Origin of the sequence: Pseudomonas atacamensis, from assembly GCF_017167965.1 — a bacterium.
Classification (GTDB): Bacteria; Pseudomonadota; Gammaproteobacteria; order Pseudomonadales; family Pseudomonadaceae; genus Aquipseudomonas; species Aquipseudomonas atacamensis.
Genome location: NZ_CP070503.1, coordinates 1,449,334 through 1,476,320, shown reverse-complemented (window position 1 = coordinate 1,476,320; position 26,987 = coordinate 1,449,334). Strand labels below are relative to the sequence as shown.

Below are 26,987 nucleotides of genomic sequence, written 5' to 3'. Positions count from 1 at the left end.
CACTACATTCGCGAGCAGGCTCGCTCCCACACCCGAGAGGCTGCTAGCATCAGGCGCACTTGCACCCCGAACAGGCGAAGATCAGGTAGCCCATGCTCGAGCCCACAGCACCGCGAAGGAAAGCACCGCTGGATACGCGCCATCAGGTCGAAACGCCGGAAGGCATCGACCTGCCACTGCGCCCCGCCGGGTTGATGGTGCGCGCCGTGGCGTTTGCCATCGATCTGGGCATTCGCGGCTTGATCCTCGCTGTGCTGTTCATCGCGCTGGCATTTCTCGGCAAGCTCGGCATGGGCCTCGGTTCTTTGCTGCTGTTTGCCATCAGCTGGTGGTACATGGTGTTGTTCGAGGTGCTGCGTCAGGGCCGTTCGCCGGGTAAGCAATGGCTGGGTTTGCGCGTGGTGCACGATGACGGCACGCCGATCGGCTGGTCGGCCTCGCTATTGCGCAACCTGCTGCGCTTTGTCGACTTGCTGCCCTTCGGCTATTTCCTCGGTGCGCTCAGTTGCCTGCAACACCCGACCTTCAAACGCCTCGGCGACATCGCCGCTGGCACCTTGGTGGTTTATAGCGAGCGCCCGCTGAGCCGCCCGCAACTGCCTGATGCCGAACCTCGTCGCAGCCCCGTTCCGCTGACCTTGAGCGAACAACGCGCGGTACTCGGTTTCGCCGAGCGCCAGGCCGAACTCTCTCCCGCACGGGTCAACGAGCTGGCGGCATTGCTGGCGCAGCCGCTGCACATCTCTGCGCCCAAGGCCGTGTCTGGACTCAACGGCATCGCGCGCGGTTTGTTGGGGCCGACCCCATGAAGCAGAGCCTGTTCGAAAGTCGCCACAAGGCCGAATGGGAGCGTTTCGCCGTGGCGCTCGAACGCCTCGAACAAGACAAGGAGACAGCGCAAGTCAGCGATTTTCCCAAGGCCTATCGGCGTCTCTGCCAACATCTGGCTCTGGCCCAGGCGCGCGGCTACAGCAGTTTTCTGATCGATTCATTACAGCAGCAAGTGCTGCGCGGCCATCAACAGCTCTATCGGCATCGCAGTCGCCTCGGGGCGCTCATCATCAGCTTTATTCTCGCCGACTTCCCGCGACTGGTGCGCGAACAGTGGCGCTTCGTTGCGGTCGCCAGCCTGTTGTTCTTCGGCAGCCTGATCGGTTTCGGCGTACTGGTTTATCTGAACCCGGAACTGATCTACAACCTGATTCCGGCCGAACAGGTGCGCGAGATGCAGGGCATGTACGACCCCGTTGTCGGCCACCTCGGACGCTCGGCCGAACGGGCGGCCAGCGAAGACTGGGTGATGTTCGGCTATTACGTCATGCACAACACGGGCATCGCCTTTCAGACGTTCGCCAGCGGTTTGTTGATGGGCGTGGGCAGCGGTTTTTTCCTGCTTTACAACGGCATGATCATCGGCGCGGTGGCCGGGCATCTCAGCGAGATCGGTTTCGGCCAGACCTTCTGGTCGTTCGTGATCGGCCACGGCGCGTTCGAACTGAGCGCCATCGCCCTCGCCGGAGCGGCGGGCCTGAAGTTGGGCTGGGCGCTGATCGCCCCCGGACGCCTGACATGGGGCGAGGCGCTGCGTCTGGCCGCGCGCAAAAGTGTGTTGCTGGTGTGTGGGGCCATGCTGTTCCTGTTGATCGCAGCCTTTATCGAGGCTTACTGGTCGTCGAAAACCAGTGTCACGCCGCTGACCAAATACGCCGTCGGCGCCGCGCTGTGGCTGGCCGTCGTGGTTTATCTGTCGTTTGCCGGAAGGATTCGTCATGCGCCTGAGTGACGCCAGCGTAGTGATCCGCCCGCGCACGACCTGGGAAGCCATGGACCTGGGCGTATTGATGAGCCAGCAGCATCGGCGGTTGTTGATGACCAGTTGGGCGATCGTCACCCTGCCGCTGTTCGCCCTGCTCAGCCTGTTGCTGTGGGATTCGCCATCGCTGGCGGTGTTCATTTTCTGGTGGCTGAAACCGGCCTACGAACGCCTGCCGTTGTACATCCTCTCCAAAGCGCTGTTCGGCGAAACCCCGACGCTCAAGCAAGCCTTGCGTGAATGGCCGCGCCTGCTCAGGCCGCAACTGTTGGCCAGTCTGACCTGGCGACGGCTGAGTCTGAGTCGCAGCTTTGTGCTGCCGGTGACGCAACTCGAAGGTCTCGACGGCGAGGCCAGACAACAACGTCTGCAGGTGCTGCTGCAACGCAACGGCGGCGCCGCGCAATGGCTGACGATTATCGGCGTGCATCTGGAAACCGCGCTGTGGATCGGCTTGATGCTGCTGTTCTACATGCTCTTGCCGCAGCAGATCGAAACCGACTGGGACTGGCAGTCACTGCTGCTCGCCGCCGATCAGGACTGGCGCTGGCTGGAGCACCTGACCAACGTTTTTTATGCGCTGATCCTGGTGGCCTGGGGACCGGTGTATGTCGCCTGCGGTTTCAGCCTGTACCTGAACCGCCGCACACAACTGGAAGCCTGGGACATCGAGCTGGTCTTCCGCCGTTTGCGCCAGCGCTTGAACAACGGCGTGCTCGGCGTGTTGCTGGCGGCGTGTCTGCTGCTGCCGAACCTGCAACCGGTGTGGGCCAGCGATGCGCCGGATGCTCCACGGTTGCTCAATCAGCCGCTGACCAGTCAGGCATCGCGCGACAGCATTGAGTCGCTGCTCGAACAACCGCCGTTCAAGAACAAGGGAAGCGTCACCCGTTATCGCTTTGGCGACGACCCGGCAAGTCCGGCCAAAGACGCGCAAGCGGGTGAGGCACCGCAGTGGCTGAAAACCCTGCTCGGCTGGCTCGACGGTCGGCACCTTGATGCCTTGGCGAACGTGATTGAGGTGCTGTTGTGGGGCGCGCTGATTGCCGCGCTGGGCTGGCTGGCCTGGCGTTATCGCGAATTCCTCGGGGCTTTCGTCAGCCGCCGCCCGAACCTGCCAGCGCGCAGCAAACCGCCGGCGCCGCCACAGGTCTTCGGGCTGGATCTGAACCGTGAAACCCTTCCCGATGACATCGCCGCCAGTGCCGAACAATTGTGGCTGAGCGAACCTCGCGCCGCGCTGGGCCTGCTCTATCGCGGCCTGCTCAGCCGTCTGCTGCATGATTTCAACCTGACGCTGAAAGCCGCCGACACGGAAAACCAGATCCTCAAACGCATTGAACAACTGCAACGCCCGGACCTGCTCGCCTACAGCCGCAACCTCACCGTTCATTGGCAGAACATGGCCTACGGGCACCGACTTCCAGCCGCGCACCTGCAAGCAGAGCTGTGTAACGGCTGGCGTGAATTGTTCGGCAAAGGATCCAGGCATTGAACCGGCGCATCGGCGGGTCGTTGGCTGCGCTGGCGCTTGTGCTGCTGGGCGGCTTGAGCCTGTTCCTCTACCTCAAGGCCCGGCCCTATCAGGAAACCGTCGATCACGGCCCCTCGCCTGCCGCGCAAGCCAATCCTTATCTGGCGGCGGAAATGTTCCTGCGCGAGCGCGGCCTCGCGGTCAGTCACGCCGAGACCCTGGCGGTGCTGCCGCAGATTGATCCGCACAGCCACACCTTGTTGTTGTTCGGCGAGCGCGCGCGGATGACGCCGCGTGAAGTCGATCAGGTGTTGAACTGGACTCGCGCCGGAGGACGTCTGGTGTTCGTCGCCGAATCGTTGTGGGATGCGCAAACCGGGCAAAGCAATGATCTGCTGCTCGATAAGGTGCAACTGCACCAATCGCTGAGCAAGGACTTGAAAGATCCACCAAGGGACGTGGAAAAGGACCGCTTCCCGAAACTGACCAAACTGTATCTGGAAGACGAAGACGCGCCGGCCTACGCCGGTTTCGACACCGACTTCCACCTCGACGACCCGAACAATGTCGCGCAAGCCTGGGCCAACAGCGCCAAAGCCACGCACATGATGCAACGGGTGTACGGCCTCGGCACGATCACCGTGGTCACCGATGCCGAGTTATGGAAAACCGGCGCTATCGGCAAATACGACAACGCCTGGCTACTCTGGTACCTGAGCGCCGACACCGACGTCACGCTGATTTACAACACCGCGCACGATGGCTTGTGGACCTTGCTCTGGCGCTACTTCCCGCAGGCCATCGTCGCCCTGCTCGCCTTGATCGGCCTGTGGTTGTGGCAGGCCGGCGTGCGTCACGGCCCGGTGCAAATGCCAGCCCCAGCGGGTCGCCGCCAACTGCTGGAGCATCTGCGTGCGAGCGCCGACTTCCTCCTGCGCCACAACGGCCAGCAGGCGCTGCTGCAAGCCTTGCAGCAAGACATCCTGCGCCGCGCCCGCCGCCGCCATCCCGGTTTCGATCAATTGAATGTGGCCGAGCAATGGCTGGCGTTATCGCGCCTGACCCGGCAACCCACCCGGGCGATCAGCCAGGCCCTGAGCCCACGTCCGAACCAGCGTTTGTCCAGCGCCGAATTCAGCCGTCAGGTCGCTCATCTGCAAACCTTGAGGAACGCGTTATGACTGAACAGATCGAGCCCGGCAGCGTGACGCACGCCGCCCAGCAACGCCAGCGCGCCAGCCAGCTGGCGCAGGCAGTGCGCAATGAATTGAACAAGGCGCTGATCGGCCAGGATGCGGTGGTCGACGATGTCCTGACCGCGCTGATCGCCGGCGGCCACGTGCTGCTCGAAGGCGTGCCCGGGCTGGGCAAGACCTTGCTGGTGCGGGCATTGGCGCGATGCTTCGGCGGCGAGTTTGCACGCATCCAGTTCACCCCGGATCTGATGCCCAGCGATGTCACCGGCCATGCCGTCTACGACTTGCAGACCGAGCAGTTCAAGCTGCGCAAAGGACCGCTGTTCACCAACCTGCTGCTGGCCGACGAGATCAACCGCGCCCCGGCAAAAACCCAGGCGGCATTGCTCGAAGCCATGCAGGAGCGCCAGGTGACGCTCGAGGGTCGCGCCTTGCCCATCGCGCAACCGTTCATGGTTTTGGCGACGCAGAACCCGATCGAACAGGAAGGCACCTATCCGCTGCCGGAAGCCGAGCTCGACCGTTTCATGCTCAAGGTGCGCATGGATTATCCCGACGCCGATCAGGAGCTGAACATGGTCCGTCAGGTCTGTCGTTCGACCCGCGCCGACATGCTCGATGTGCAACCGTTGCGCACGGTGTTGCAAGCCAAGGATGTTCAAGCCTTGCAGCGCATCGCAAGCGATCTGCCGCTGGACGATCAGGTGCTCGATTACGCCGTGCGCCTGGCGCGCAGCACGCGGACCTGGCCGGGCCTGACCCTCGGCGCCGGACCGCGCGCCTCGATTGCACTGGTTCGCTGTGCCCGGGCCAGGGCGCTGTTGCGCGGCGGCGAGTTCGTGATTCCGGATGACATCAAAGGCTGCGCGCTGGCGGTGCTGCGCCATCGCGTGCGCATCGCACCGGAGCTGGACATCGAAGGCCTGCAGGTCGATCAGGTGCTCGCGCAATTGCTCGATCAAGTGCCGGCGCCGCGCCTGTGAAACCCTCACGGCTGCTGCTGATCTGGCTGGCGTTGCTGCTGGTCGTCAGCATCGTGCTCGGCGCCTTTCAGGCACTTGGCAGAGAGCTCCCTTCGAGCCTGATTTCGATCAACTGGGGGTTGCTCCTGGCGCTGTTGGCCTTGGCGGTTATCGACGCCGTACGCCTCAGACGCCTGCCCTCGCCGCGCATCAAACGAAAGATGCCCGGCAGCCTGGCGCTCGGGCGCTGGGGAGAGGTGAAGCTGGAGGTCGCCCATGAGTTTGCCGAGCCACTGAACATCAATCTCTTCGACCACGTACCCGACGGCCTCGCGTTTGAATATCTGCCAACAGTCGTCGAGCTTCAACCCGGCCATGTCAGTCAGCTCACCTACCGTCTGCGACCTCTCGAACGCGGGCATTTCTGCTTCGAACAGTGCGAAGTCCACCTGCCCAGCCCCTTGGGATTATGGTCCGGCAAACGCCTGCTCAGCGTCCGCGACGAGACCCGTGTCTACCCGGACTTCGCCCGGCTTTACGGCGGTGAGTTGCGCGCCGTCGACAACTGGCTCAGCCAGCTCGGCATACGTCAGCGACAACGTCGCGGTCAGGGTCAGGAGTTCCATCAGTTGCGCGAATTTCGCGAAGGCGACAGCCTGCGCCAGATCGACTGGAAAGCCACCGCCCGCCAGCGCACGCCGATTGCCCGCGAGTACGAAGACGAACGCGATCAACAGATCATCTTCCTGCTCGATTGCGGCCGGCAGATGCGCAGTCACGATGGTGAGCTGTCGCACTTCGATCACGCGCTCAATGCCTGCCTGCTGCTCAGTTATGTGGCGTTGCGCCAAGGGGATGCGGTGGGCATGAGTACCTTCGCCGTTGATCCGCCACGCCATGTAACCCCCGTCAAAGGCAGCGGCCAGTTGAACGTCTTGATCAACGCCGTGTATGACCTCGAACCTACGCAACACCCTGCCGATTATCAGGCCGCCGCCAGCCAGTTACTGGCCCGACAAAAACGCCGGGCACTGGTGGTGCTGGTGACCAATCTGCGCGATGACGATGATCAAGTGCTGGGCGCGGTCAGACGGTTGAGCGCGCAACATCGGGTGCTGGTGGCGAGCCTGCGCGAGGAAGCGCTGGATACGTTACGCCAGACGCCAGTGCAAACACTGCCCGAAGCATTAGCCTACTGCGGAACGGTGAACTATTTGAATGAACGGGTAGAACTCCATGAGCAGTTGAATGCTCATGGAGTTGTCGTGATGGATGTTCGGCCCGCGGAGTTGGGAGCCGCGTTGGTGAGCCGCTATCTTGACTGGAAAAAATCCGCCACGATCTAGCGCGACCGCACGCTCAGATTACGACCAGAGTCAATGACATCTGGGTTGTTCCCACAGGGTTTTTCACGCTTGCACTGACAACAACCGAGCCAGTTTCAACAGGTTCGAAGACGATCTTCGACCATCCTTTATCATCGCTGACAGTCCCTCTCAGCGGAACATCATCAACGGTCCAGAGCACGCTCATATCGACCACTGGCTCGGTCAGGTTTTTAACGACCTGCACTGCGATCGTCACAGGCTTGCCTACTTGGCCGATGAGGGGCACTGCATAAATAGAACGCAGGATAACGCTGGGTCGGGCAACCACGTTGATCTTTCCTAGCGAAACCGTGTCCGGATTCAGCGAAGCCACGAGATCAAATTCCCCGACCTCAGTCGCGATGAATTTTACCGGAGCGACTCCTTGCTCGTCGGAAACCGACGAAGGCAGTGATTTGCCGGCGAATTGCCAATTGACTGGCACGTCTCCTACGGGAATTCCTTGCGGTTGTTTTTTCACAACTGCCCAAGCGGTTACTTCTTCTGCACGATAAATTATTGTCCTGTCGCAACTGAGCGATTCAATCACCGGCACTTGCCCGGTATAGGTCAATACAGCCATATCCCAACCGGCCAGCCCGCCTTCAACGGTCGCTGACAGAACGCCGTCACTCAAACCCATGAAAGTCCAGTCGGCAATTCCCTCGTCATCGGTTACCGAGCTCACTACGTGCCCGCCAAACTCCCACGTCACGAGCACTCCGGCCAAGGGCTGTGCGGTCAACGTAGACACCACTCTGGCTTTCGCATGCACCCGGGGTTCGTCGGCAGACTGCCGGGTGTCGGACGGTTCATAAAGTTCTGCGATCTGCCTCGGTTGGGCGAGGACAAGATCCGTTGCAATCGAAGCCGAATTACCAGCATCGCCAACTGTTGCGATGACCTGACTGGAACCTGGCGTTGTGGGAACAAAGCGTACTGTTGCCCTCCCGTAAAAGTCGGTCTCGGCGTTCAAAACGCCAAGGTCAGTGTGCGTAAATGTCACCAGCACCCCTGCCATGGGTTTTGCGCTGATGGACGAGACGACCTGGATCGTCTGTTCAAAGACATCTCCCCAAAGCAGCTGCGAACCGGCATTGCAGGCCGTCAAGCCGATTTTCATCACCCGCGAACCTGCACCCTGCGACATCGCGTTGGTCGGCGACAGCCGTGCCAGCCGTTCGGCGCAAAGTCGCAAGGCGAAACTGCCGTCCGTGGAATCTCCCGCGCGCAACCCGAACCTTGCCATTCCATTCCTGACAACCTGCGCCACGCCCAGCTCTGGCTCATAGCTATTGCCCAGTACCGCAGGCGCAGTGCCGATATGCCCCATACGTACGGTCTGCCCGTTAAATTCTTCCGGGAAAAACGCCACGATACTGTGCCTGCCTTTGCGACGGGGGAAACCGGTGGTGTCACCCCAGACCTGACTGGTCTGACCATCGAAACTGACGTTGACTCGAGGCCAGAGATCTTCTGCCAACGATTTGAAGGTGGCGCTTCTCTGCTCTGAGGTATTGTCGTAAAGACTGAGCAAAGTGGCCTGCACCGTATGCATGTCGATGGTCGCGGGAAGCACGGCGAAGCCGCAATTGCCATCGCTGTCCGTGTTGACCACTACGGGGCCTGCGCCCGAGTGCCAGGTGACCGGCACGTCGGCAACTGCCTCTGCGGTAAAACGCGACACCACATTAGCCCATGTCCAGGCCTGATCGAGATCGACTACCGGATCCACCGGTGACTCGAGTATGAAATTGAAACTCAAGGCGTTATGTCCCAATTCCATTGGTGTGACGGGTGCGAGGAATGCCAATTGGGGCAGGTTTGCAGCGAGCGCAAAGTCGCCCGCTTTTGTGCTGCTGCGCAAGTCGAGTTGCCAGAAAGCGCCCTCTGCACCAAGCGCTTGAGATTGCGCCAAGGGCGGACTCACGATCGCATTCAGTTCGTCGGCAGGCGTTCCCGACCACTCCAGCGCTGCTGACAGGCCCACCAGCGGGCTTAGCTCATTGAGACAGACGGTAAACTGATGATCCGCACCGAGGCAGGGATATAGCTTCTGCCCGTCGAGTGCTGCCGTTACCCGATCCAGCCTGACGCCAAGCTCACGGGTCAGATCCGGATTGATGAATCGCCCGCACAACTCGCGATCATCTGCAACGTCATCGGCCCGCAAACGCAACTCAAAGGGGCTGCTGCGACTGTCGGCACCGCTGGAAGACAGGCTCCATGTCAGTCCATCAGCCCCCAGCGGAAAAGAAATGCCCGGATCAGCCGGTTTCAGGCCGATCTGTGGGTCGTTCTCTCGCCAATCAAGGCTGATGCGTTTGATGCCGATCCATGGGCTGCCGGGAACAGGGGTGACCCTGAGAGTGTGCGTATGGCCATGCCGGCACACCAGACCAATGGTCTGCAGATCGACGGCTTCGCCGTCCAGGGTTATTGCGACATGCTCTTTCCAGAGGCTGGTCGCAATTGCCTTCACGATGAATTCCTTCTCGCTCGGCTCGGCTTCTTCGTGAGCCTTGATGGTGGCAATGACGCGATGGTCTCCGGCACTTGCAGGCTGATACTGATGACTGGCCCAACCGCCAGTGCCTGTCAGAGTCATCGGCATGCTCCCATCCGGCTCCTTCCAGAAAACCAACGCGCCCTCTACCGGTTCACCTGTTCCTGATGTCGTCCTGTGCAGCACCTGCACCCACATCCGTGCGCTTTCGTTTTCATCCACCACGCAAATCCTGTCAGGCCCCCGCACCTGACCGGGCATGACCACGTTGCGTGCCAGCGACATCGGTTTGGCAGGCGAGCCTTCCAACAGGTGGCCAGAGGTCAACCGCAAGGAAAATTGGCCATCCTGTTTGTCATCGTTATCCAGACGATAGGCAAGTAATCCATCCGCCCCTATACGAACAGGTATTTCGAGCGGCGGCGAAACAGTAACGCCCAGTTTCTCCGCAGGCTCGCCATTCCATCGCAGCGCCACCTCGGTGCCTCGAAGCACGTCGGGGAACCGGATCTGCAAATGCCAGGTCGTCCCGCGATTGGGGTAGCCCTTCAGTTCCCACGGCTGCTCGTCTCCGGCTTCAGTGATCGTGCGAACCTCCTTCAACGGGTCGGTCGCGAGGACCTTGACCTCAAAGACCTCCGTCACTGCGCCGCTAGCGTAATAGAGACTCTCGACCGAGGCTTCAATACGCACATCACCGGCAGCGCTCGGTTTTTGTTCAAACCAGGCCCAGCCCTCGTGATCGGTCGACGTCGTGGTTTTGACGTCAGTGTCTTTTACCGTCCAGGTGACTGTCCTTCCTTCCTGTGCCTTGTCGGTGTAATGCGAGCCAACGCAGACGCCGACCCTCATGGATTGGTCATACTCCATCACCACGTAATGCGCCGCCTCTTTCAGTTGAATGAACTTCAGGCGGTGGTCACCCAATGAGACCGGAATATCCAGCACGGGTGCATGGAACTCGTTTGATAACTGCAGGTTGAAAAGGTACGGGGGATCGCCGTCAATCTCTGGGCAAACCAGGCTCCAGGAGTCATCCAGCGGTTTATCCTTGCCCCAGTCTGGATCGGCGACAATTGCGCCCTGCGGATTGGCTTTGTTGTGCAGGGACGCCCGCGTGCCCCGCCACGCATCATCCTGAGCATGGATGCATTTGAACCGATGCGCTGCCAAACCCAGCGCGCCCAGACAAAGAGGCACGGCACGGCCCAGTGGCAATTGTTGCCCGTCCAGTTCCAGGGTCAACACCTGCGCCGCCGGCAAGTGCAACTGAAGATTGATCCGGGTGATACGCAACGAGGAGAAGTAGTCGCCCTCTTTGTTGACCGGACTGATGGCGTGGACTTTGAGAATGTGGGTGTCCACAAGCGGCAATGTCACATCCACTTGGTACGAGCGCGGTTTGAACAGGCGAGGCAGGCCAGCGCGCTGGCGCAGAAGATCGTCATGCCGATCACGGCGCCCGCCTGGGTGCAAGGGAATTTGCTGGGTAACAGGCAGTCCGGCCACACTCAGCTCCAGCAGGCCCTCCTTCTCGTGGTCCATTTCACAAAGAAAGCTGATGACATACCTGACGTCATCGCTGGCGCTCTTGAACAAGGTGACTTCCTGATAAGCGGAAGAACCGTCGAGAGCAGACAGGATATTCACGCGCTCGCCACCCTCCAGTTGCTCTCCCTTGGTTACGACGTAGCTTGGGTTGACGGGCCCCCTTTTCCACTGCGCGAGGCTCTGAGAGAAGTCACCATTGATGATCAAATTCCGCTCGGCCTGAATGCTGGGATCAAGCATGATGATGGCTCCGTTCGGCATTACGTTGCAGAGCATTCGCTTTGGCTTCTGTCACCAGATTTTCCACCGCCAGGGTAAAGGTCGGTTCACCGGCCCTGGCCGTATAACGGAGGGTGACAATGAGGTCTGTAATGGACGCAAGTACCGCAGACTGTGCCGGTTCGCGACACCACGGAAAATGGATTTCCCAAGAGGAAACGGCCCCGGAACACTCAAAGGCACGAAGCAGACCCGCATCCTGGTCTTCCATGACGCGTCCATCATCGGCAACACCACTGGAAATACCGATTTGCTGTCCCGAGCGCGTATTGAACAGCACATCGGCAGGTGGCGTGGTGCTGTCGGGCTCATGCAGATATTCCACCGCCCGCGGCACTGGCCGAACCACGGTACGACTGCCGATCTGGGTCAACGTGGCCCTGACGTTTTCGTAGGGTCCGAGCAATGCTGGGCAGTCCACTTCAACCGATCGGATCAGCCGGCAGTACTCGCCGGGATGGTCGCGATTGAAGTTCAGCTCACTTACAGAGAAGGCCAGCCTGCCGCCATTCTGCAGTTGTTCAAGCGCCTGCGCCCAGTTGGGGGCAGCAGCCTGAGGCTCGACCGCATCATCGAAGAGCTGCCTCAAGGAAATCGTTTTGATCCGCTCGATGGATCGCTCGAAGCCTTGCAAGTGATTGCGTTGCTCACGCATCAGAAAGCCGATCAACTGCTGGCCAGCGACCAAACCGTGATGCTTCTCGGACCAGGCCTGAGGCAAAGGTGACTGTGAATCGTAATCACCGGTTTGCGCGATGCGCGATGCCTGGGCACTGATGCACAGACTGTAAGTTGCATCATAAGCCTGGTAGTACAACGCCTTGAGTTGTGCCAGCAGCCAGTCGTAAAGCTGACTGTGGGCAGTGCGTTTTTGCAGGAAGTCGTACACGGCCATGGATTGGAGATTGGTTTGCAGGACCAATTGCAGACTGGCCCGGGCGGCATCCACAGCTATCACCTGCGCATTGATCTGCTCATCCAGCGCCTGCAGTTCGGCGAGTGCCAGATTGCGTTGCAAACCCCACTCGCGGCGACGCAGACGATAGCCTTCGGTCACCCCTCTTTTTTCCGCATCTGCCTGTTTGCCCAGGGAGGCAATCTGCAAGCCCTGTGCGATGGCATGCAAAACACCTTCTGGAAAAGCATTGCCGTTGGCCACGCCAAAAACTTTGGGAATGACCGAAATCCCCCCCGCAGCAGCCTGAACGGCGACCGAGCTCTGATTGAGTTCTTTGGCAGCGTGAAGGTCATCCATGACCTTGTATTCTTCTGCCGTGACGTTCTCGTCAAACCAGGCGGCGTATTCATCGGCACGTTGCTTTACGGCTGCGTGACTTTGGCGCAAGGCCGCCAGCGTCGCATTCATCTGAGCCAGGGATTTTTCCTGGATGGCTTTCGTCCACTCGGCTTGTTCCACCAGATGCCGTTGCTGCAGCTCTACCTGTTGTGCCGTGTCGCGCTGTTCCATGAAGCGCAGCATCTCACTGCCGAGACTCTGCAGCTCTTGCGCAGAACGCAATGCAAATTCGCTGGTGACTCGCCAGCTATAGCCGTTGATCACTGGCCGCCCCCCCATGCGCTGTGGCCCGGCGCTGCTTCCGGCAGCGAGATTGAGCAACAGTTGCGCAGGATCACCCGGCGGCTCATACACCGGCAGTTCGAGCGGTTTGCCGTCAATGGTCAACCAATGACGCAAGTTGTACAGGCGTTGCCCAAGCAACTGGAACAGCGTCAGCAAGCGCTCGTTGGTCGGCAGTTTGAATGGTGAGGTCGCCAGCAGACCCATCACGGGTGCGAAATCAGCCGAAGGCGGCACGTCTGCAAGGGAATACACATGCGTTCTCTCGAACGCTTCCAGCGTCGGGCGCGCGCCGCTCTTGTCAATCAGCGCGCCGAGCGTTTGTGTCTGCCAGTCGGTCACTGAGCGCGACGATGGCGGGTCGCCCATCAAGTTCTGGGCCTGCACGTAACACTCCTTGGCCAGCACCAAACTGTCCCGAGTCTGTTGGCGGTAATACCAGTCCCCTTCCTCGACCAGATTCTTGACGTACTCCATGAAGGTCAGGATCTGAAAATGCTTTGGCGCCGCGTAACTGATGGCGTACGGATCATCTTCCACCAAGCACTCAGCGCCGGCATGACCGGGACTCACCAGCGGCCGGCAGCGCCAATAGTACGGTTTGTCGCTTGGCTGCCCGGGATCTGAAAGCTGCTCAATGGCTTGCGGATCAAAAATCCTGCGCCACCAGACCTCCGCCTCACGATACCGATTTTCGTCGCGAAAGCGGATCGCCACCAAGTGAATGAGATGGAAGAACAGTTCCCAGAAATACAGACCATTGGCACCATTGAAGGCACCGTTAGGCTCACTGACCGGCCCGGCTTCAGAGGTCGGTTCAGGCAGAAACTGTGTCGTCCAGTCGAGCACAGCATCCACGGAAACGTTGGCGAGGCCCACAAGATGCGGACCAAACAGCGAATTGAGGCGTATCCGTGCCAATGTTCCCGGCTTGTTGAAGGCAAGAAACTGTGCCGCGTCATATCGATTCTTTTCCAGCACCGCAGGGTCGAAACCCACGATGGCGGTCATTGTCAGCACGAAATTTTTACGGCCGTAGGTTGCAGAGGCAGTAGTGGCGCCGAACGAGAAGGTCATGGGACTGACGAAGCCCCCCGAGCCACGCTTGTAGATCAGCCAGTCGCTAGCCCATCCGCCAGCTATTGGATGCTCGCCTGTAGTTTGCTTCGGATCCTCTGCTGCGGGAGTGCTGAGCAGCGTCAGATCGAAAACGGCGCAGCCATCCAGCCTTGCGCCATTGGCTTTGCAAATCCCCCTGACAGCCAGGATGTCTCCTGTGGAGTGCGTCAGTACAAACGCATCCAGTTCATAGAAATCAGTCAATGTCCCGGGCGTCGGGATCGTCGTGACAATTTTGGGCCGGGTTTGCTCAGTCAACGAATGCTGGACCGTCAGAACGCTGTCGAAACGCTGCTCCAGCATTATCAGCCAACCGTCTTCATAGGTCGGAACATAGCGAAACAGCGCATCGCGCACCACCGGCGTCTGCGCTACAACCCCGTTGAAAAACAGCACGCCGAGAACGCCATTGGGCTGACTTGGGGTAACCCGGACCGTGGCAATCAAACGGCTGCCGGCGGCCGGAGGGTCGTCTGGATCTACAATGCTTTGCAGATTTGTTGCAGGCGACCAGTCTCCATTCTGCGACTTGAAGGCTATGTTGATGTTTACCTTGTACGGAACATAGCCATCCTTGCCTTTGTCCCCGAGTTTGTCCGAAAGCTCAGCCCAGATCAGACACGGCCGACCGTTCCAGAACACCGGCCGCATATCCAACACGGTTCCGGTCGCCCCCACATCGACCATCTCCCACTCGTTCCATGCCGCAGGGTTGACGTCGGTGCAGGTCGGCGTCAATTCGATCCGCGCTTCGCGCCAAAAGTATCGATAAGGCGCAACGCGCTCGCGGCCGACAAAGAAATAGCGTCCGTCCACCGCGGTAGTTCCATGCAGGAAAGCACTGATGACTTCCAGGTTGCAGACTTCTTCAAAGGACTTCAGGTAATTGCGCAAAGCGATCAATACCGAATCGCTGCTCAGCCGCGTCTGATTCAGATCCGTTATCAGCGTCTGGAACAAACGAGTCGTGCGTGGCCGTGCGAACGGCGTCATGAAGTTTTCCGGCTGGACGAGGAGCGACATCGAGGCCGACCAGCCCGAATAATTGCTTAGCAGTTTCCAGCGTTTCAGATCTTCTTCGGGAAATTCTGTTTTCGAATAACCCGGCTCAAGCTTGCGGTAGGCGGCGTTGATGAATTTCTGCGCGCAACTGATCGCCTCGGCACCCAGGGCACCAGGTACTTTCTGCGTGTCGAGTGAGTCCAGACGCAACAATTCATTCAGGTGCTCAGCGTTTCTTATGATCTTGAACCGACCAACGCTCTCGCCGAAATGGCCCAGGCAATAATCCGTCAACGCAGCGCGACGTTGTTCCAGCAAATCATTGATGATGCTTTGGCTCATGATCTTTACCTTCTGGCGGGGAGATACCCAAACGTCATGCTTCATTCGGAAGCAGGAAGAGGTGCGAACCGAATCACTTCAAAATCCACACTTTTTTCGCTGGTTTCCGAAAGCACCCTGCAAATGAATGTGCCTCCGGTGGGACTTGAGACGACTGCTCGGGCAACGCCTTGCTGAGTGGTCTGCCCCTGCTGGGGCTGAATCACCGCCTCAACGGCCAGTAAAGGCTCGTCACCGATGGCTGTTGCGGACCAACTCACCCAGCGGTTTTTGCCCAGATTGCCGAAGCGATCCATGAGAACCGCGGTCAACTCGACCGCTTGCCGTTCTGGAACCACGCTCGTGGGCACTCTGGACATGAAGGCTGAGGGGAAATCCAAGAGCAGACCGTCGTCGGTCAACTGGATGAGCGGCCCCTCCTGCGGCGTGATCAATGGCACCCAGAACAGGGGACGCTCAGCCCCCATGACCTTCCCGGGCTTGTATGTTGCCGTGGCAATACCCGTTGGCTGGGTTTTGCCGATGACCAGCGTGCCGAGACTGGCCTGTCCGCGAATGACCACACCGCTGAGCGGTTTGCCATCCTGGTCAGTCAGCTTGATAGTGAAAATGATCTGGCCTGGACTACCGGCAATCACCTCGGTGTTATCCACCTCGATCTGCATGTTGATGAGCGGCGCGCGAAGCTCTGTGGATGGGCGAACTGCAGGCGCCGTTTCCGACAGGCTCAATGAGGCATGCTCGGCAGCGCTTTTGTAAAAAGCCTTGTCGACGGCCTCGGGCAGCGTCCCGAGCAGAAAAATGGTCAGCGCATCCATATTGGTATGGGCAGCGAGTTCGAGCACCCGAACCAATAAGTCGAGCTGCTTGAGGTTCTTCAAGAGTCCATACTGCGGGTCGATCCGACCGATGCACTCGTGCACCTCCTGCTCGCTCCAGTCGAAGAACCGTGCCAGCCAGACTTCCGATGCCTGCTGTGCCAGGCGCAGCGCATCGGTGGATAAATCCTTCGGATCACCCCATTCCCTGATCTGCCTCAGGTACTCAAGCATCTCGGTATGAGGCTGCTCGCTGATCTTCAAGGCATGAGTCAGAACCGTCAGGTAATACAGGGTAGCGACGCTAAAGGCATGGGGCTGATCCTGCTCCCACCAATCGTTGAGCCCGTAATCGAGAAGCGCATCCAGTGTTTCGAGGCTGATGTCGAGTTCGGCCACGACAGCGCTGCGCCGACGCATGTCAGCCAGCAATGAAAACAAAGGATCAAGAGATTCCTCCGTCAGGCCGCGTGACAGTGCCCAGTCGTCTCCCGCATGCTCGACAATTCTGACCAACAGCTCATAAACGCTCGAATCTGCCCAGTTCAAAACCCTCAGCGCCCGCTCTGCATCGAGCCCGGTATAAACAGCCAGACATTCACGAGCGACCGAAAGCTGAGCGGCACGCGCCTGCAGCAGAACCGTGAGCATGAGCTCGACAATGGGAGTACGCACGCTGATGTCATCTTCATCCAGCCCCTCCCTGACCGCTTTGTCGAGTTCCACCCTGGCGAAGCCAACGTATTGGTCATCGGTTCCGTCTCGAGATTTCACCAGGCCCAGAGGGTCGGTTAACGAAGACAGCAGATCCGTCCAGTTGCGGCCTACCAGCGCGGGCACGCCGGCGGTCAGGAAACCGGTATGAGTCAACAATGCCTCGCCGAGCAAATTGCGGACCTGCTCGAACAAACGCAGTTCAGGCTCGTCCGCCACATTGGACACCTGAGGATCCGCCACCTGCTGCAGCATCCACAGCACCGGAAAATCGCGCGTTCCACACCAGTACCGGCATGCAGCCAATGCCGAAATGAGGTTCAGTACATCGGGCACAGTGTCACCGGCCGCGGTTTCTCCTTTGATCACCGGAACGCCCGCCAGACCGTCAGCCCAGGCCTCCCGGCCAAGCAACATGAGCATCAACAGCCCCTCGACAGGCGTCATGCTCAACAGGCGTGGCAATTTCACCAGTCGGTAAAACGCCGACAGAATCTCCGGGCTGCGCACGAGCGTGTCGGTTCGGCCATGGGCACGGGCAATCGCCAGCGCCAGGTACTGGTATGTCTGCAGGTCGATTTCCAGCGCGCTGCAGATTCGGCTGACGGTAAGTTCCGGCACACCTTGGCGCGGCAGCAATGGAAACTCGCCGTTATCAAGCAGCAACGGATCGCGGTAGTCGCCCTCGACGTTATTGAAGATCTGATCAAATTGTGAAGGTGCCTGCCCGCGCCCATAGATCGAGAGCTTGTCGATGAACACCGCGAAATCCGCAGCCTTGCAGTCGAAGCCTTCACGCAGGGTCTGGAACAGCCCCAACGCATGCACGGTATGGTCGGTCAGCCGGATGGCGGGTTTCTCGGGTTTGTCAGGGGCATCCGGGATGCCTGCCCACTCGGCATTGAAAGCGGCCACCAGTAGCGAGTCCACCTCCTCGGGTGGCAGCTTCAGCCATAGATCCAGGCGCCGCTTGCGGTTCATCCGGTCGTATCGCCCCGGGACCATGGGGGATTCGCTCAAACGGTGCAGAAGATTTTCGTAATTGACACTGACGGCGGGTGATTCGCCGCCGTTGATGTACACCGAACCGGAACGCTCGCTTTCCTGATAGTCGGTCGGCACATAGATTTTCACGTTAGCCGACCGTGTTGGTGCATAACGACGAATCGACAGAAAAGCCTCCACTCCTTCGGCATCCAGTCTGGTGCGCTGAGCGAAAAAGGCGACTTGATTGAGGTTCTGCCAGTCCAACCCGGTTGTACCGTAATTCCTTAAGTAGAATGCCTCTCTGATGTCTGTGCCGACGTCGTCGGGAATGAGGTCCTCGGTCAACAATTCTCGCTGGAACGGCCCCAGCCGCGAGGCATGAGCCAGCGCACGGCCGGCATCGTCATCCCAAGCGTGCGGAAGCAGAAAGTTGGGGTATTCGATATCTGTCCAGCGGGCAAAATGGCCCACTGAAAGACCGCGATCAGCAACCAGCGCATTGATGGTCGCCCAGTGTTTGAAATACGGCAGACCATTGGGGTAGCGCCGCTGGATCAAGGCGTCTTCCAGCTCCAACTCTGTTTTGTCGATAAACCTTTCCAGCACCTTGATGATAATGTTGACAGCAGAAACCGTCTGGTGCATCGCGTTGTGGTCGATGGCTAATTCCTTGATATCGGCACGACGCGTATGGATTGGAATCTTGCCAATGGCCTCATCCGGATTACCATATGCTTCGACGTTGTCCTCGACCCACCTCCACAGTTCTACCAGATAAGCGACTACGCCCGTGGCATCTTCAAGCGCGCCAACGGGTGCGTACTGGTCATATGCCGGGCTGAACAAAAGCTCGTAATTGGGCCCGGTATTGAACCCCCCCGCCGCGTAAAGTGCCGGTCGAGCCTGGGCGGTCAATGACTGCTCGATAAACTGCCGGCGCAGATAAATGGCCAGAGCATTGGCCCGACGCAGAAACCTCCTCGCCTCCTCGATGCTGATTCCAAAGTCTCTGACCAGTCCCACGGGCCCCTTTTCCACCAAGGGAAAAATCGAGCCGCCGCTTTCCAGCCAGTTTCTCAGACCGGCGAGATTTTCCTGGCTCTGCTGCTCGCCGAAGACCTGCTCGAACAACTCCAGGCTGGGGCGTTTCGCGGTATTTTTCATGGCCATGCTGTCAGTCCTTGAACAGGTGATGTGGCGCTGGCGAGCAACCTCACCGGCACCGGCTGATACGCCCATTCAATGCTCCAGCACAGCAACGGTCTACTGTCATAAATGACAGGTTTTATGACCGTTTATCGGAACTACCTGTGAGAATGGTCAGGCGACTCGGCCGGCACATCAAAACGCCCGCTTTCTGCATCGTCTGATATCGGCATCCCTGTGCTGGACGTTTGCCGGAAACGGCACCATTGGGCGCCGTTGGGCAGCGGCTCCGCCGGCGTAGCTGTCCAGCCGGCGTCAGTGACCGCAACGGGGCCGGCAAGCACGACATCCGGGTTGTACCAGCTCATCAGCATTCCCGTGCCCGGTCTGCCCGAGCCCGTGAAGGCCGCCACCGGAGAAACCCAAGAACCTGGCCTTGGGTATGTGAATTGCGGGACGAAAAGCCTCACCTGACTCTCCCACTCGCTGGGAGCCGAATGAAACTCACCCCTGGAGGCCACAACGCTCAATGTCACCGTCCCATCGGGTAGCTCCAGCGTTGCCGGGATTGACCAGCTCGCGTCGTCAAGCACCGGGGCCGTGCCCAATACGTATTCCCCGCGTTTGAGCGTGATCACGTCACCAGCAACACCGAACCCGGACACTGTCACCGTCGCGCCAAGGAATTCTTCGGGAGTCGGTGATTCGGGCGTCACCGCGACGGGTACGACTCGACATGGCACATCAAGGCTGGGTTTTGACGTTTTGCCCTCGAAGGTCTGAGTTGCCCAAAGGATTTCGTCTCCGACCTCCAATGCAACCCTGGCCTCCCAGGCACCGTCCGCACCGACCTGGATATCGCGCAACAACGGCTCAGCGAGCCCGCGGCGCCAAACGGTAACCAACCCCTCTGGCCGCCCCGTACCCGAGAGGATTGCCCTGCGCGTCAGATCGCCTCCGGGAAGCGGCAGCACGAACTCTGGCGGCATGACCACGACGTCGAACTCGCGCACCTCACTGTCCTCCGATGCCCGGTCGCTGAGGGTCTGCTGCGCGGTGATGAACCATGTCTTGATGGCAAGTCCGGTGAGCGACACCGACCACGGGCCGTCCTGCCCGAGAATCACGGGCTCACCCAAGCGCTTGCCTTCCTGCGCGTCCCAAAGCTGCATCGAAGCGCCTGCCATGCCGAAGTCACCGGTCACCGTCAGATCGCTGTCGGTTTCCTGTCCGGGCAGCGGCGTTCTGATCGCGGGTTTGAGCCGTTCCCTGTAGACCGTGAAGCTTGTGGAGGCAGGCTCTGAAGTCTGACCGTTCAGCGTCTGAGTCGCCTGAACGGCGTAAGCCACACCTTCAGTAAAAAAGAGGTCGCGCTGAAAGCGCCAGGTTTCTCCAGATACATCTGCCTCAAAAAAGCGCTCGTCATCACTGAACTTGAGGAGGACGCTCGCTGTGCTGTGGCAACTTCCCGTGAATTCGGGTGAAAGCGAGTCTTGGTCGAACGGATGTATTTCAGGCTTTCGCGGCCGGATGGTGACTTTAAACGTCACCCAGGTGGGGGATGCATGTACATCCTTGAACTGCCTGATACAAACCTCACGATCGCGCACCGGGCCCCATTCGTCGATTGTTCGGGTAGACCACTGACCCGAAGCGGGCACAAGTGCAGGTTCAGCCGCGACCGTGTCATCAGGGTTAAGCAGCCTCACCGTTGCGCCGGGATAGCCCATCCCGGAAATGGTCGGCTGATAATCCTGGTCATGTTCTATTGCCGTCGGATTCGGCAATTGCAGCGCAATCGTTATTCGCGCAGGCTCAGACTCGATCCACCCGGTAGGGACATCACGGATTTTTTGCACAACGTCCAGAATGACAGTCTCAAGCGGCCAGTCATTCACCTGTGTTTGAAATCTCCCCCCTATGACCTCTGCAGGCGCTGGAGCTTTGGCTTCAGGCGGACTGACAACCTTGAACTCGACCGTAGCGTCATCAATACCCTCGCCCGACAACGTTACAACGGTACCCTCTACTACTACATCGACTTCCCCCAGCCTCGGCGGGCGGATTCTGAAATAACGAGCCACACTGGATGAAGATGGGGGGCTGCCGTCGAATTCCTGCCCGGCGACCAACGAGTGACGACCGGGGGAGAGCTCTAACTCGACCTTCCAGCTACCTGCCATATCGGTGATGATCGACGATCCGAGGACCGGACCGGTTTCCAGATCGGGATATATGGAAATCTTCGCCCCGACCGCGCCCTGATCGCCTTCCAGAGTAAATTTCTGATTCTGGAGCGTGGCCTCCAACGGTTTTGTAATGCGAGGAGTACCCATCGAGACAAACGTGCGCTCCACAGGAGCATGGGAGCCACCAAACCCGTCATGAGAAGCCTCGATGGTCAGCGAGGCAGCTGGCGGGGGGATGATGCTCACTTCCCAGTACCCATATATACCGGCTACAGAAGTACCCAACGTTTGGCCTGTTGCAACATTCTTTACCGTAACCGTCGAGCCCGTTATGGCTTGACCTCTCAATGGAAAAGGCTGAGCCGGCGGTACGAACGCGCCTGCAGCAGGAGATGTAAATGAGGTCCCGCAATTCTTCTGCCAAATAATGGCTACCGATACACTCTGCAAAGGGTCGCGGATTCTTGCCGCTATGGTCAGATTCGGATAGGGCAGACTCTCAAGATCATCTTCTACATACCAATACCCGTTACCGTCTCGAGGTGGATAAAGTGTCCGGTTAACCTGCACCACCACCTCTTCAGAAGGATTCTGCGGAACAGCTCTGCCTCGCACGATTACCTTGCTGCCCAGCAAAGCGTTTGGAGGAGGGAAATCGATCTGAAGTATCTGCGCCTTTTCTTCATTCAGTTGCGGGGAGGACGCGCTTTCGGTCTGCGGATCGACATTCTTGTCAAAGTCTTCCATCTAGCTTTCCTCGACGGGTCAAGAGCTGCTGCAAGCGGTAGGCGGAGCCTGAGTGTTTAATACCCGCTCGTGCCTCGGCCGCCACCTGTCAACTCTGACAGTCCCGACCAGCGGTAACTATTCCCACGCCGCAACATGCTGACGTCCTTCAGCCGTTAACACGCGGCTACATCAGGTTGCGCCGTTGCCTACACATCACTCAGAATCCGCCGGCTTGTGCGCTTTGAAGCTGCCCCGTAACGTGATCCGTGCCGCTGCCAATCAGTGGTCGGGTTTAGTCGCCCGGTAGGCATATGAAGGTGCATAAGCGTCATCCGGTCGGGTAATCCCTATCCCCGCACTTGATGGTGGCTGTGCGCAGGGCGCCTTCGGGCGCGCCGGTAATTCGTATGCCTCCCGGTCGACTAACCTGCGTTCAGCCGCCACCCTTTTCGTTTAGTCGCGAACAGGTATTGGCCCTCATCGAGGCAATACGACAATGATCAAACCAACACCCAATCCCCCTGAAACCGAAGACTCCACCTCCCCGTACGCTTCCCCCGATTCCACCAGACTCCACGAGGCCGCTGAAAAACCCCTCGATCACTACCTGAAAAACCCCGGCGCTGCGCCGTCGTGCAATTCCGTCGATCGCGGCATGCAGATGTTCATGGTTGCGCCCGACGTCAACCCCGAAGCGATGGCCATTCAAACCTACGAGACCTTTTCTTCGGTCAGCATTCTGCTGCTCGACCTGGCGGACAGCCTCGAGGACAAGCCGCGACATCTGGCGATGGCGATCTATCAGTTGAGCGAGATGGGGTTATTGCTGGCGGAGAAGGCGCTGGATCAGGAGCGGGCGATCGCGGTGGGCTGATTCTGCAGAGAGAGGGTGCATGAACCGGGCCCTTCGCGAGCAGGCTCGCTCCCACACTTTGACCTCGTTCCTTCAGTTGGAACGCCATTCAAAGTGGGAGCGAGCCTGCTCGCGAAGCTTGCAGATATCGAATCAGGCAGAAGCGGGCAACGGCTGAAAACTGAAGTACTGCTTCAGCGCCAGCACCAGCTCGCCGAACTCCGCCGGCGCACGCCGCAGGATGAAACCAGCGTCGTAATGCAGCGGTGTGGCGTCTTCATGGCACCACACGCAGCAGGCGCTGAAATCGATGACTTGCTGGCTGCCATCGCGGGCGGGGACTTTGAGGCGTAACTGAAAATCCACCCCGATCATCATCGGCAACTGGCTGATCAGCATCAGCCCGTCCGCAGACACGTTGCCGAGAAAGCCGACGGGTTTGTCGGTGATGCTATTGAACACTCTGAGGTAATACGGCAACTGGTGCCGTTCGATCCGGCGGTCGGTAAACATGATGTGCTGTACGCCATGCAGGGCTCCGCCAGGGAGCCGCACCTGTGCTTCGGAACGAGCCTGTAGGCAGGCCCGCTCTCCCCGCTTCCGGTGTGACGGTCGCGACAATCGCCGTCACTTTTACCACTGCCAGTCGCAGGTGTTGCGCCGCCATCGAGACAAGCCTCGCAAGCGGTTTCCTTGACTATAGCGGAGCTTGTACAGACGGCCAGATTTTGTACGACAGTACCGTCAGAAGCGTGTCGGCCGTACCACCGCAGCGGCGCTGCGTGTCGGGTAATGGCCCAGGCTCTGCAAGGTTTCCAGACGCGCGCGGGCGCGGTAGGCGTATTCGCTGTTGGGGTACGAAGCGATGATGAACTGGTAGGTCTGCACCGCGTCGATGTACAGCTTCTGCCGTTCCAGGCACTGGCCGCGCATCATCGACACTTCCGGCCACACGTACGGGCGGGCGCGGCTGGCACGTTCTACTTTGGACAGTTCAAGCATGACCTGCTCGCAATTGCCACGTTCATAGGCGCTGTAGGCGTTGTTCAAATGATGGTTCATCGACCAACGGGTGCAGCCCGTCGCGGCGAGGACGCTGAGGGCAAGGACGGCAATGGGCAACAATCGCATGGGGGTTCTCCTGTCTTGTGCTCTGTATCGACCCCTGGTCGAAAATCTTCAGGCGCGTTTGTCCCGAAGTTGCCACGTTCAATAAAGAAAACGATAAGTAGTGCATTCGAACAATGACTACACCCTTCGAGCATAGTAGCCTCTGCCTGCGCTTGAACTCAGGAGTCTTTGCATGTCCGTCCGTCGTACCAAAATCGTCGCTACCCTTGGCCCGGCCAGTAACTCGCCGGAAGTTCTCGAACAGCTGATTCTGGCTGGTCTGGACGTTGCCCGTCTGAACTTCTCCCACGGCACCCCCGACGAGCACAAGGCTCGCGCGAAACTGGTGCGTGACCTCGCTGCCAAGCACGGCCGCTTCGTCGCCCTGCTCGGCGACCTGCAAGGCCCGAAAATCCGTATCGCCAAATTCGCCAACAAGAAGATCGAGCTGAAGATCGGTGACAAGTTCACCTTCTCCACCAGCCATCCGTTGACCGAAGGCAACCAGCAAGTGGTCGGCATCGACTACCCGGATCTGGTCAAGGACTGCGGCGTGGGCGACGAGCTGCTGCTCGACGACGGCCGCGTGGTGATGCGCGTTGAAACCGCCACTGCCACCGAGCTGCATTGCGTGGTGACTATCGGCGGCCCGCTGTCCGACCACAAAGGCATCAACCGTCGCGGTGGTGGTCTGACTGCCCCGGCCCTGACTGAAAAAGACAAGGCCGACATCAAGCTTGCCGCCGAAATGGAAGTCGACTACCTCGCAGTGTCCTTCCCGCGTGACGCCGCCGACATGGAATACGCCCGTCAACTGCGTGACGAGGCCGGCGGCACAGCCTGGCTAGTGGCGAAGATCGAACGCGCCGAAGCCGTGGCCGACGACGAAACCCTCGATGGCCTGATCAAGGCTTCCGACGCAGTGATGGTTGCCCGTGGCGACCTCGGTGTGGAAATCGGCGACGCCGAGCTGGTGGGCATTCAGAAGAAAATCATTCTGCACGCACGCCGCCACAACAAAGCGGTGATCGTCGCGACGCAGATGATGGAGTCGATGATCCAGAACCCGATGCCGACCCGCGCTGAAGTGTCCGACGTGGCCAACGCCGTGCTCGACTATACCGACGCTGTGATGCTCTCGGCAGAATCCGCCGCTGGTCTCTACCCGCTGGAAGCCGTGCAGGCGATGGCGCGCATCTGCGTCGGCGCCGAGAAACACCCGACCGGCAAGACCTCCAGCCACCGCATCGGCAAGGAATTCAGCCGCTGCGACGAAAGCATCGCGCTGGCCACCATGTACACCGCCAACCACTTCCCGGGCGTGAAAGCGATCATTGCGTTGACTGAAAGCGGCTTCACCCCGCTGATCATGTCGCGTATCCGCTCCTCGGTGCCGATCTACGCGTTCACCCCGCACCGCGAAGCCCAGGCCCGCGCGGCGATGTTCCGTGGCGTCTACACCATCCCGTTCGACCCGGCCTCGCTGGAACCGCACGAAGTCAGCCAGAAAGCCATCGACGAGCTGACCAAGCGCGGCGTTGTGGAAAAAGGCGACTGGGTCATCCTGACCAAGGGCGACAGCTACCACACCACTGGCGGCACCAACGGCATGAAGATCCTGCATGTCGGTGATCCGCAGGTCTGAGTGACCGGCCGCTGAAACGCAAAAGCCCCGCCATGTGAATGGCGGGGCTTTTTGTTGTCTGCATGTCGCTGAAAACCAGTTTTCACAGAACGTCAACTGTCAGTTCTGTCAGTTGTTGCAAGAGCCATTCTTGACTAGCGTGCTACCTCACCACCCAACCACTCAAGACTGGACACGAGTCGTGATCAAGGAGGATTGAAGATGGACGCTGCGGCAAACATCTCGCCAGGTAAATTCGACCCAACGTTTGGCAATCAGGGCGTTGCCACTCCGAAAAAACCTCCCGATTTTTCAGGAAACCTTGTCCTGCGGGGGGTGATGGTCGACAAATCAGGGCGCACCTATATCGCGGGAAGCGTAGGCCAATCGAACGGTGATGCCTACTACTTGATCAGACTGGATAGCAATGGCGTACACGACACTCAATTTGGCCAGAGTGGCTACGTAACCGGTCAATTTGAGGACGGAGAAGGATCGCATTCCTTCGCTAACGAAATAGTGGAACAGGCCGACGGCAAACTGCTGCTCATCGGCAGTTTCTTTCAGGCTAACCTCAAGCGTGCCATAGGAGTCGTGCGTCTCGACATCGCTGGCAACCTTGATCCGGCATTCAACGAAACCGGCAAAGTCGCTGTTTACCTCACGGATGACGACACGGCAGATCAGAAGCACCAGCAACTACCCAACGCAGCGAACTCAAAAACCGCTAGCCAGCGGTCGACCGTTCTGCCTGACGGCAAGATCGTATTGCATACCACCGTAGATCGGGATGGAAACAAAGTGGCGACAGCCGTCATTCGACTCTTGCCTGACGGCACACGGGATATTGAATTTAACGAGGGAGAAATCGCCTATGTTCTCCACCCGAATTTCACTCACACGGAGCTATACGATCTATTGGCAAAACAGGATGGGACCTACGTGCTCGCGGGCTGTGTACGTGGCAATGATCCTTACCGGGCAGTACTCAACCGCTTGACTGCTACCGGGAAAATTGATGACTCGTTCGCCGTTGATGGCTTTGAAGTGATGGATCCGATAGAGAACTCGCTGAGCGTCAATGTCTTGAAAGTTATCGGGCAGACGAATAAGCGGCTGTTATCCGTTGGGTATACCGAGCCTGCACACCATGGCGTATTGATCAGCCGGGAATCCGACGGCAAACCCAACATCCAGTTCAACGCAGGCAAACCACTTCTGAGCAGACTGCAAGGCATTGACACCTTATGGCTTGACGCGTCCATCCAGAGCAGCGGACACATACTTGTTGCCGGGCTGAGTCAACTGTCCTCTGGTTTTAACCATGTTATTGCCAGATTCACCGATGACGGCAAATTGGACACGGATTTTGCGGATGGCAAAGGCTGGCGAGTGTTCGACCTGGAGAGGGGGATCTGGACCGGGGTTGCAATCGGTGAAGGTAAAATGACGTTCCTCGGCCAAAGGCAAGTCGACGGGCAACGGGTTCAATACGTCGGCCGTGGATTGATCGAGTGACCTGGCGACGAGTTTACCGGCTGCCCCTGATTGAGAGTTTTATGGTCTGGTCAACCCCTTTCGCGAGCAGGCTCGCTCCCAACTTTGAAATGCGTTCCCCCGTGGGAGC

Annotated in this window: 15 protein-coding genes; 9 read left to right on the top strand and 6 right to left on the bottom strand. The window is 59.1% G+C overall.

What is annotated here, in order from left to right; genetic code table 11:
• The first annotated feature begins 92 nt into the window (after positions 1–92).
• Genes JWU58_RS06785 through JWU58_RS06760 form a run of 6 tightly spaced genes read left to right on the top strand, consistent with a single transcriptional unit; the run spans position 93 to position 6,791 of the window.
• Positions 93–809, top strand: a complete 717-nt coding sequence (locus tag JWU58_RS06785; RefSeq protein WP_206421662.1) for an RDD family protein — start codon at positions 93–95, stop codon at positions 807–809.
• Positions 806–1,783 (top strand): stage II sporulation protein M, encoded by a 978-nt coding sequence (locus JWU58_RS06780; protein WP_206421661.1) that lies wholly within the window; start codon positions 806–808, stop codon positions 1,781–1,783. The genes JWU58_RS06785 and JWU58_RS06780 overlap by 4 nt, the downstream gene beginning before the upstream one ends.
• Positions 1,770–3,308, top strand: a complete 1,539-nt coding sequence (locus JWU58_RS06775; RefSeq protein ID WP_206421660.1) for a DUF4129 domain-containing protein — start codon at positions 1,770–1,772, stop codon at positions 3,306–3,308. Before JWU58_RS06780 ends, JWU58_RS06775 begins: the two co-directional genes overlap by 14 nt.
• Entirely contained in the window at positions 3,305–4,468 is a 1,164-nt protein-coding gene (locus JWU58_RS06770) for a DUF4350 domain-containing protein (RefSeq protein ID WP_206421659.1), read from the top strand. Before JWU58_RS06775 ends, JWU58_RS06770 begins: the two co-directional genes overlap by 4 nt.
• Complete coding sequence (locus tag JWU58_RS06765; RefSeq protein WP_122507718.1) at positions 4,465–5,466, top strand: AAA family ATPase; 1,002 nt, start codon at positions 4,465–4,467, stop codon at positions 5,464–5,466. Before JWU58_RS06770 ends, JWU58_RS06765 begins: the two co-directional genes overlap by 4 nt.
• Complete coding sequence (locus tag JWU58_RS06760; protein WP_206421658.1) at positions 5,463–6,791, top strand: DUF58 domain-containing protein; 1,329 nt, start codon at positions 5,463–5,465, stop codon at positions 6,789–6,791. The genes JWU58_RS06765 and JWU58_RS06760 overlap by 4 nt, the downstream gene beginning before the upstream one ends.
• Positions 6,792–6,804: 13 nt before the next feature.
• On the opposite strand, the gene JWU58_RS06755 is transcribed toward JWU58_RS06760, so the two are convergent.
• From JWU58_RS06755 to JWU58_RS06740, 4 genes are all read right to left on the bottom strand, one after another.
• The gene (locus JWU58_RS06755; RefSeq protein ID WP_206421657.1) at positions 6,805–11,109 is read right to left on the bottom strand and encodes an Ig-like domain-containing protein; all 4,305 of its coding nucleotides are present in this window, start codon (positions 11,107–11,109) and stop codon (positions 6,805–6,807) included.
• Positions 11,102–15,190, bottom strand: coding sequence for a Tc toxin subunit A-related protein (locus tag JWU58_RS06750; protein WP_206421656.1), 4,089 nt, complete (start codon positions 15,188–15,190; stop codon positions 11,102–11,104). The genes JWU58_RS06755 and JWU58_RS06750 overlap by 8 nt, the downstream gene beginning before the upstream one ends.
• A 41-nt stretch (positions 15,191–15,231) precedes the next feature.
• Positions 15,232–18,948 (bottom strand): Tc toxin subunit A, encoded by a 3,717-nt coding sequence (locus JWU58_RS06745; protein ID WP_241196153.1) that lies wholly within the window; start codon positions 18,946–18,948, stop codon positions 15,232–15,234.
• A 65-nt stretch (positions 18,949–19,013) separates the two neighbouring features.
• The gene (locus JWU58_RS06740; protein ID WP_206421655.1) at positions 19,014–21,791 is read right to left on the bottom strand and encodes a hypothetical protein; all 2,778 of its coding nucleotides are present in this window, start codon (positions 21,789–21,791) and stop codon (positions 19,014–19,016) included.
• A gap of 478 nt (positions 21,792–22,269) precedes the next feature.
• Here JWU58_RS06740 and JWU58_RS06735 point away from each other — a divergent pair, with 478 nt between their 5' ends.
• Complete coding sequence (locus tag JWU58_RS06735; RefSeq protein WP_123443701.1) at positions 22,270–22,647, top strand: DUF6124 family protein; 378 nt, start codon at positions 22,270–22,272, stop codon at positions 22,645–22,647.
• 132 nt (positions 22,648–22,779) lie between these two features.
• Here the strand turns inward: JWU58_RS06735 and JWU58_RS06730 are convergent, their stop codons facing one another.
• Both JWU58_RS06730 and JWU58_RS06725 read right to left on the bottom strand, forming a co-directional pair.
• The gene (locus tag JWU58_RS06730) at positions 22,780–23,139 is read right to left on the bottom strand and encodes a PilZ domain-containing protein (RefSeq protein ID WP_122507725.1); all 360 of its coding nucleotides are present in this window, start codon (positions 23,137–23,139) and stop codon (positions 22,780–22,782) included.
• A gap of 231 nt (positions 23,140–23,370) precedes the next feature.
• Positions 23,371–23,757: a tetratricopeptide repeat protein gene (locus JWU58_RS06725; RefSeq protein WP_125917090.1), complete on the bottom strand. Its 387-nt coding sequence runs from the start codon at positions 23,755–23,757 to the stop codon at positions 23,371–23,373.
• A gap of 172 nt (positions 23,758–23,929) precedes the next feature.
• Between JWU58_RS06725 and pyk the strand changes: the two genes are divergently transcribed.
• Together pyk and JWU58_RS06715 are read left to right on the top strand one after the other, a co-directional pair.
• Positions 23,930–25,381, top strand: a complete 1,452-nt coding sequence (gene pyk, locus JWU58_RS06720; protein ID WP_024014116.1) for a pyruvate kinase — start codon at positions 23,930–23,932, stop codon at positions 25,379–25,381.
• A gap of 201 nt (positions 25,382–25,582) precedes the next feature.
• Positions 25,583–26,878, top strand: coding sequence for a hypothetical protein (locus JWU58_RS06715; RefSeq protein ID WP_206421654.1), 1,296 nt, complete (start codon positions 25,583–25,585; stop codon positions 26,876–26,878).
• Positions 26,879–26,987: the final 109 nt, after the last annotated feature.

Coding starts and splice junctions, on each gene's coding strand:
- JWU58_RS06785 (WP_206421662.1), top strand. CDS start 93: ATGCTCGAGCCCACAGCACCGCGAAGGAAAGCACCGCTGGATACGCGC.
- JWU58_RS06725 (WP_125917090.1), bottom strand. CDS start 23,757: ATGCGATTGTTGCCCATTGCCGTCCTTGCCCTCAGCGTCCTCGCCGCG.
- JWU58_RS06750 (WP_206421656.1), bottom strand. CDS start 15,190: ATGAGCCAAAGCATCATCAATGATTTGCTGGAACAACGTCGCGCTGCG.
- JWU58_RS06730 (WP_122507725.1), bottom strand. CDS start 23,139: ATGTTTACCGACCGCCGGATCGAACGGCACCAGTTGCCGTATTACCTC.
- pyk (WP_024014116.1), top strand. CDS start 23,930: ATGTCCGTCCGTCGTACCAAAATCGTCGCTACCCTTGGCCCGGCCAGT.
- JWU58_RS06745 (WP_241196153.1), bottom strand. CDS start 18,948: ATGGGCGTATCAGCCGGTGCCGGTGAGGTTGCTCGCCAGCGCCACATC.
- JWU58_RS06775 (WP_206421660.1), top strand. CDS start 1,770: ATGCGCCTGAGTGACGCCAGCGTAGTGATCCGCCCGCGCACGACCTGG.
- JWU58_RS06755 (WP_206421657.1), bottom strand. CDS start 11,109: ATGCTTGATCCCAGCATTCAGGCCGAGCGGAATTTGATCATCAATGGT.
- JWU58_RS06780 (WP_206421661.1), top strand. CDS start 806: ATGAAGCAGAGCCTGTTCGAAAGTCGCCACAAGGCCGAATGGGAGCGT.
- JWU58_RS06740 (WP_206421655.1), bottom strand. CDS start 21,791: ATGGAAGACTTTGACAAGAATGTCGATCCGCAGACCGAAAGCGCGTCC.
- JWU58_RS06715 (WP_206421654.1), top strand. CDS start 25,583: ATGGACGCTGCGGCAAACATCTCGCCAGGTAAATTCGACCCAACGTTT.
- JWU58_RS06765 (WP_122507718.1), top strand. CDS start 4,465: ATGACTGAACAGATCGAGCCCGGCAGCGTGACGCACGCCGCCCAGCAA.
- JWU58_RS06735 (WP_123443701.1), top strand. CDS start 22,270: ATGATCAAACCAACACCCAATCCCCCTGAAACCGAAGACTCCACCTCC.